We start from the raw sequence: 6,420 nt of genomic DNA on the forward strand, positions 1-6,420 counted from the left end.
CAGCGCAGCGCCATAAACGCGGCGGTTGAGTTCGGCATTGTAGCGCGCCATGGTGAGCGCATATTCGGGCGTAATCATCGGGCTGCTCCCATGGTGACCTGCAGGCGTCGACCAATTTATGTGCAGGATTGCTTTTATGTCAATAATGCTGACATAAACAGGGATATGTCGGGCATTTCTTCTTGCCGGGTCTGCGGTTCCTGCAGTCCGTTGTTTACCATTTATCCCCGGATTGATGGACATGTCATGTTGGTTATCCTTTGATTGGGTAACAATCCGATCCGTTAATGCGATCGGAAATGGGGCTGTGCGGATACAAAAAACGCATTTCGGGCAATTGAACTTGGCCGCACCGCCTTGAAAACGGGGTATCGCCATGTCTGTCAGCGCATCACAAGCGCCTGTTCTTTCCATTGATCTCAAGCGTTGCGCGCAATGGGTTGCCAAAATTTCGGCGGTCATCATCGCTCTGGGCATTGTGCGCGAAATCGTCATTGGCCGGATCGGGCTGGACACGCCGCTCAAGGAATTGCGCCACATAGCGCTCGATGCCGAGTTGTCGCTGCCAGCATTTTATTCAGCCGTCCTGATCCTGGCGATCGGGGCAACCCTGATGGTCATGGGGCGTACAGTGCGCCAGACCGGGGGAGTGGATGCGCGGCGCTGGACGATACTGGGGGTCATCTTCTGCCTTATGGCAATCGATGAGGCGGCGAGCTTTCACGAATCGCTGATGATGCCGCTGCGCAACGCCTTCGATCTCACCGGGATATTGTATTATTCCTGGGTCATTCCCGGCGCCATCGCCGTGGCATTGATCGGCGCCTATTACCTGCCTTTCCTCTTGCGCCTCCCGCGCCGCACCGCCGTCCTGTTCACCATCGCCGGCGGGGCCTATGTCGGCGGTGCGCTGGGGATGGAACTGGTGGGCGGCGCCGTCGAAAGTGCCACGGGCAAGGAGACCGTGGCCTATTCGATATCCATCCTGATCGAGGAGGGGCTTGAGATCGCGGGGCTGACGCTGTTTTTCTATGCTCTGACCGACCATATCGCCCGCGCATGGGACAGTGTTGGTCTTGCTTTTTCCGCCCGAACACTTGCCGTCGAGCGCAGCGCACTCCATCCGGTACCGGCCCAATAGGGCTGCCGCCCGCCGGGCTGGAAAACATTTGGTCCTTACCCACTTTTCGGGACGCTCACAAAGGCCTATATGATCGCGTGCTGCCCGGTTCGTGTAGGATACTGCATCCCCGGGGCCTTATCGATCCTAAAGGGAGCTGTCCCTGACCAGGCCCGTGGGCTTGGACAAACGGCGCCCACCTACTAACGTAGGTTCCCGGGATCGACACATCCCACGGCCAGGGCGGCACAAGATTTTAAAGGAAAGTGAGCGGCTTGACCGATAGCGAAGCCCAGCTTGAAGAGCAAAAGGCAACACTTCGGCAAGAGGCCCTTGCCCGGCGTCTGGCCGTTCCCCAAGACGACCGTGCCGACGCATCCAAACTGGCGGCCGATGTCTTTCTCGAGGGCGTGCCGCTGCATTCAGATCAGATTGTCGCGCTCTATTGGCCGATCCGTGACGAGATCGACTGCAAGCCGCTTCTGACCCGGCTCATGGATTCGGGCCAGAAAATCGCCCTGCCAGTGGTGACCGGCGAGGACGAGCCGCTCGAGTTGCGGCTCTGGGAAGACGGTCAGCCGCTCTATCCCTCGGGTTTTGGAACGCTCGCTCCAGTTGAAACCGCGCCCATCGTCACACCCGATATTGTCGTCATTCCGCTTCTGGCCTTCGACAGGCTCGGTACGCGGCTGGGCTATGGCAAGGGCTATTACGATAGGACGCTCGCCGCCATGAGCAAAAAACCGCTGCTTGTCGGTTATGCGTTCTCGGCCCAGGAACTCGATTTCATTCCCCGGCTCGATCATGACCTGCCACTCGACCTGCTGGTCACCGAGACCGGCCTGCGCCGCTTCGAGGACGCATGAGGCTTTTGTTTCTGGGCGACGTTATGGGGCGGGCCGGCCGGGATGTGGTGGCCGAGCGGCTTCCCGACCTGATCGAGCAATGCCGGTTCGATTTCGTCATCGTCAATGGCGAGAATGCCAGCCACGGGCGCGGCATCACCGAGGCCCATTACGAGCTGTTACGCGACGCGGGCGCCGATGTGGTGACGCTGGGCGATCATGCTTTCGACCAGCGCGAGTTGATGACGGCAATCGAGCGCCACGACACCCTGATCCGGCCGATCAATTTTCCCCCCGGGGCGCCGGGCCGCGGCGCCACAATGATTACGGGCCGCAACGGCCATCAGGTGCTAGTGGTCAATGCGCTGGGGCGGGTGTTCATGCCGCCCATGGACGATCCGTTCCGCGCTGTCGACAATGCCATCGCCCGCTGCCCGCTGGGTGAGCAGGCCGATGCCATCGTCGTCGATTTTCACGCCGAGGCGACCTCGGAAATGCAGGGCATGGGCCATTACCTCGATGGCCGGGTTTCACTGGTGGTGGGCACTCACACCCACATCCCGACCTCCGATCACCGCATCCTGCGCGGCGGAACGGGACTGATGAGCGATGCGGGCATGTGCGGGGATTATGACAGCGTGATCGGCATGGAGCTCGAAGAACCCCTCAACCGGTTCGTCACCGGTTTGGTCACGGCGCGGTTCACGCCGTCCGAGGGTGAGGCCACGCTGTGCGGCGTTGCAATCGAGACAGACAGAGGCTCGGGGCTGTGCACGCAAATCCAGCCCGTGCGTATCGGTGGGTCGCTCTCGCAAGCGCTGCCCCAATTCTGAGGCTTTATTTCTCCGGATCGCTCCCCTATAACCCGCCAATCTCATTTTAACGACCAAACAGGGAACTGTCCGACCATGGCCGGCCATTCACAGTTCAAGAACATCATGCACCGCAAGGGCCGTCAGGACGCGGTGCGCTCGAAAATCTTTTCCAAGCTGGCGCGTGAGATCACCGTCGCCGCAAAGTCGGGCATGCCCGATCCGGCGATGAACCCGCGTTTGCGCCTGGCGGTCAACAACGCCAAGGCCCAGTCCATGCCCAAGGACAATATCGAACGCGCCATCAAGAAGGCGCAGGGCGGAGACGGCGACAATTACGAAGAGGTCCGCTACGAGGGCTACGGCCCCGGCGGGGTTGCCGTTATCGTCGAGGCGCTCACCGACAACCGCAACCGCACGGCGTCGAACGTGCGCGCCATCTTTTCAAAGGCCGGCGGCGCAATGGGGGAAACCGGATCGGTCGCCTTCATGTTCGACCGGGTGGGGGAAATCTATTATCCCGCCAAGGCCGGTGATGCCGATACGGTCATGGAAGCGGCCATCGAGGCCGGGGCCGAGGACGTGCAGTCCGACGAAGAGGGCCACACGATCTATTGCGCCTTTGAAGATATCGGTGAGGTTTCCACAGCGCTCGAAGCGGCTCTGGGGGAGGCCGAAAGCGTCAAGGCCGTGTTCAAGCCGCAGACCAATACGCCGGTCGATGCCGACAAGGGTGCGAGCCTGATGCGCATGATCGACAATCTCGACGACGACGACGACGTCCAGAACGTCTATGCCAATTTCGAGATGAGCGACGAGGACATGGCCAAGCTTTCGGCCTGACCGGCGCAAATGCTGTATTGAGAGGCGGCCCTGACGGCCGCCTTTTTCATGCGATGCGTTTGACTTCCTGCCCGCGATAGACCAGCCCGGTCGGCTCTTTGATCGCCATGGTCGCTGTGGGGCGGGGCAGCAGCACCACGAGGCTGACGCCGTTGCGTCCGGATTCCTTGACCTTGTAAAGCTGTTCGTCGGCGCTTTTGAAGATGACGCCAAAATCGACCGGTTCGGCGGCAACGGTGCCGCCTATGCTCACCGACAGGACGCAGGCCTTGGTGCCTGCCGCATCGAATTCGATCATCTGGACCGATTGGCGAATGGTCTCGGCGGTGCGCTGGGCCTGTTCGGCATTGGATGCTGGAAGAAAGACGCCGAATTCCTCGCCGCCGAGCCGGCCGATGATATCGAGGGACCCCACCGAGGAGCGGATGGCGGCGACGATGAGCTTGAGCGCGGTATCTCCACTGGCATGGCCGTAACGGTCGTTGATCGATTTGAAGTGATCGGCGTCGATGACAAGCAGCGTGCCGCCGCCGGCCTGCTCGTCGGCCAGAGCAAGGCTGACCGCATCGACGAAGGCGCCATGATTGAGGCAATTGGTGAGGCTGTCGCGCGCCGCTGCCGCCTCGAGCCTGTCATAGGCCATCTGCAGTTCGAACTGACGGACAGACATGTAGAAAACCATCGGACCGCCCAGCGCGAGCGGGGCGATGATGGCAACGATCAGACCGATTTGGCCGATGCCCTGGGAGAACACTTCGAGAATGATGTAGGAAATCACCACTGAAATCACGACGGCGACCGCCATGTGACCGAGCGTACGTCCAATGATGCCCGCCCAGGCCTGCCGAGGCAGTCTGAATTCTCGTGCCATGGATATGTACCGAAAGTATTTGCGTCCGGGGGCAACCTAGCGGGTAAGGGGTGAACACAATCTTGCCGGGAACGGGAAAATTGGAGCCGCGCCGGATATTGTGAAGTCGGGGGATAAGATGAGGATGTTTTTGGTTTGTTCACTTTGCGCTTGGTAGGCTGATGGGAACGGGCTAAATTGGGGGATGTTGAATATCGTGCGAATCATGGGGATCGATCCGGGGCTGCGGCGCACCGGCTGGGGCATCATCGAGGCTGAGGGAAACCGTCTGCGGTTTATCGCCTGCGGGGTTCTGACGCCGGCCGTCGACCAGGAGCTTTCCCTGCGCCTCGTCCATCTCCACGAAGGGCTGATGCGGTTGATCGCCGAACATCACCCGGCCGAGGCCGCCGTGGAGGAAACCTTTGTCAATGCCGGTGCGCGTTCCACGCTGCTGCTCGGACAGGCGCGCGGCATTGCGGTCATGACTCCAGCTTCAATGGGGCTTCCGGTGGGTGAATATTCGGCCAACCTGGTCAAGAAATCGGTGGTCGGGACCGGGCACGCGGAAAAAAAGCAGATCGAATTGATGGTCAAGACCCTGATGCCCGCCGCCAATTTCAAATCGGCCGACGCGGCTGATGCCCTGGCAATCGCCATTTGCCATGCCCACCATCGTCAACACCGCAAACTGGCAAAGAGCGCATGATCGGCAAACTCAAGGGCATCATCGAAACGCTCGGCGATGACACCGCGCTGATCGACGTCAATGGCGTGTGTTACGAAGCCCATTGCTCGGGCCGCACCCTGCAGGCGCTGCCCCGGGTGGGCGAAGCGGCCGTGCTGTTTATCGAAATGATCGTGCGCGAGGACATGATCCGGCTTTACGGTTTTGCCACCGAGGGCGAAAAGAACTGGTTCAAATTGTTGATGACCGTTCAGGGCGTTGGCTCACGCGTCGCGCTGGGCATTTTGTCGATCCTATCGCCATCCGATCTTTCCTCGGCCGTCGCGCTCCAGGACAAGGCCATGGTGGGTCGCGCATCCGGGGTCGGCCCCAAGCTGGCCCAGCGCATCGTGTCCGAGCTCAAGGGCAAGGTTCCCGCCGGGGTCGCGATCGATGCAGGAGCGATGGGCCTGCAGACCGCTTTGGGCGAAGGGCTCGCCACGGGCAATGTGTCGGATGCCGTCTCGGCACTGGTCAATCTGGGCTACGGACAGGCGCAGGCCTCAAGCGCGCTGGCGCGGGTCGTGGCCAAAGAGGGCGAGGACACGCCCACCGAAAAGCTCATCCGGCTGGGGCTGCGGGAATTGAGTTCGTGAGGTCCGTTGCAATCGGGCGCCGGGGGCAATAGCAAACCAATATGACCGATCTCACCAATGCCGCTGAAGGCCGCGACGACAGTCTCGATGTTTCCCTGCGCCCCTCGGGTTTTTCCGAGTTTATCGGGCAGGAGGCGGCGCGCGCCAATCTGCAGGTGTTCATCGAAGCCGCAAAGCAGCGGCAGGCGGCGCTCGATCATGTGTTGTTCGTCGGCCCGCCAGGGTTGGGCAAGACCACGCTCGCCCAGATCATTTCGCGCGAGCTTGGCGTAGGCTTTCGCGCCACGTCCGGTCCGGTCATCGCCAAGGCGGGGGATCTGGCCGCGCTTTTGACCAATCTCGAAGAGCGCGACGTCTTGTTCATCGACGAAATCCACCGTCTCAGCCCGGCGGTCGAGGAAATTCTCTATCCGGCGATGGAGGATTTCCAGCTCGATCTGATCATCGGAGAGGGCCCGGCGGCGCGCTCGGTGCGCATCGATCTGGCCAAGTTCACCCTTGTGGGCGCAACGACCCGGGCCGGTCTCTTGACCACCCCTTTGCGCGACCGGTTCGGCATTCCGGTGCGATTGAATTTTTACACGCCCGAGGAACTGGTCCAGATCGTCGAGCGCGGCGCGCGGCTGA

At 61.1% G+C, this 6,420-nt stretch carries 8 protein-coding genes, 1 other RNA gene and 1 pseudogene; 8 read left to right on the forward strand and 2 right to left on the reverse strand.

The genetic code is table 11. The features are described from left to right. Positions 1 to 243: pseudogene (locus AACZ55_RS15145) on the reverse strand (hypothetical protein); the annotation flags it as partial. 133 nt (positions 244 to 376) lie between these two features. Between AACZ55_RS15145 and AACZ55_RS15150 the strand changes: the two are divergent. The 5 genes from AACZ55_RS15150 (at position 377) to AACZ55_RS15170 (ending at position 3,620) form a co-directional block, all read left to right on the forward strand. Then, the gene (locus tag AACZ55_RS15150) at positions 377 to 1,141 is read left to right on the forward strand and encodes a hypothetical protein (RefSeq protein WP_339647454.1); all 765 of its coding nucleotides are present in this window, start codon (positions 377 to 379) and stop codon (positions 1,139 to 1,141) included. Positions 1,142 to 1,215: 74 nt separating this feature from the next. Beyond that, positions 1,216 to 1,374: non-coding RNA, 6S RNA (ssrS, locus tag AACZ55_RS15155), on the forward strand. Positions 1,375 to 1,395: 21 nt separating this feature from the next. After that, entirely contained in the window at positions 1,396 to 1,986 is a 591-nt protein-coding gene (locus AACZ55_RS15160; protein WP_339647456.1) for a 5-formyltetrahydrofolate cyclo-ligase, read from the forward strand. Continuing rightward, positions 1,983 to 2,798, forward strand: a complete 816-nt coding sequence (locus tag AACZ55_RS15165) for a TIGR00282 family metallophosphoesterase (RefSeq protein ID WP_339647458.1) — start codon at positions 1,983 to 1,985, stop codon at positions 2,796 to 2,798. The genes AACZ55_RS15160 and AACZ55_RS15165 overlap by 4 nt, the downstream gene beginning before the upstream one ends. Positions 2,799 to 2,873: 75 nt before the next feature. Next, complete coding sequence (locus AACZ55_RS15170) at positions 2,874 to 3,620, forward strand: YebC/PmpR family DNA-binding transcriptional regulator (protein ID WP_339647460.1); 747 nt, start codon at positions 2,874 to 2,876, stop codon at positions 3,618 to 3,620. Between the two features lie 46 nt (positions 3,621 to 3,666). On the opposite strand, the gene AACZ55_RS15175 is transcribed toward AACZ55_RS15170, so the two are convergent. Continuing rightward, positions 3,667 to 4,491, reverse strand: coding sequence for a GGDEF domain-containing protein (locus tag AACZ55_RS15175; RefSeq protein WP_339647462.1), 825 nt, complete (start codon positions 4,489 to 4,491; stop codon positions 3,667 to 3,669). Positions 4,492 to 4,675: 184 nt separating this feature from the next. Between AACZ55_RS15175 and ruvC the strand changes: the two genes are divergently transcribed. From ruvC to ruvB, 3 genes are all read left to right on the forward strand, one after another. Continuing rightward, positions 4,676 to 5,179 carry a crossover junction endodeoxyribonuclease RuvC gene (gene ruvC, locus AACZ55_RS15180; protein WP_338609443.1) on the forward strand — a complete coding sequence of 168 codons (504 nt, stop codon included), beginning with the start codon at positions 4,676 to 4,678 and terminating at the stop codon, positions 5,177 to 5,179. Continuing rightward, the gene (ruvA, locus tag AACZ55_RS15185; RefSeq protein ID WP_339647463.1) at positions 5,176 to 5,793 is read left to right on the forward strand and encodes a Holliday junction branch migration protein RuvA; all 618 of its coding nucleotides are present in this window, start codon (positions 5,176 to 5,178) and stop codon (positions 5,791 to 5,793) included. The genes ruvC and ruvA overlap by 4 nt, the downstream gene beginning before the upstream one ends. Positions 5,794 to 5,834: 41 nt before the next feature. Further along, positions 5,835 to 6,420: Holliday junction branch migration DNA helicase RuvB (gene ruvB, locus AACZ55_RS15190; RefSeq protein WP_339647464.1), on the forward strand; the 586-nt coding region annotated here is incomplete at its 3' end.

Source organism: uncultured Pelagibacterium sp. (assembly GCF_963972885.1).
Lineage (GTDB): Bacteria > Pseudomonadota > Alphaproteobacteria > Rhizobiales > Devosiaceae > Pelagibacterium > Pelagibacterium nitratireducens.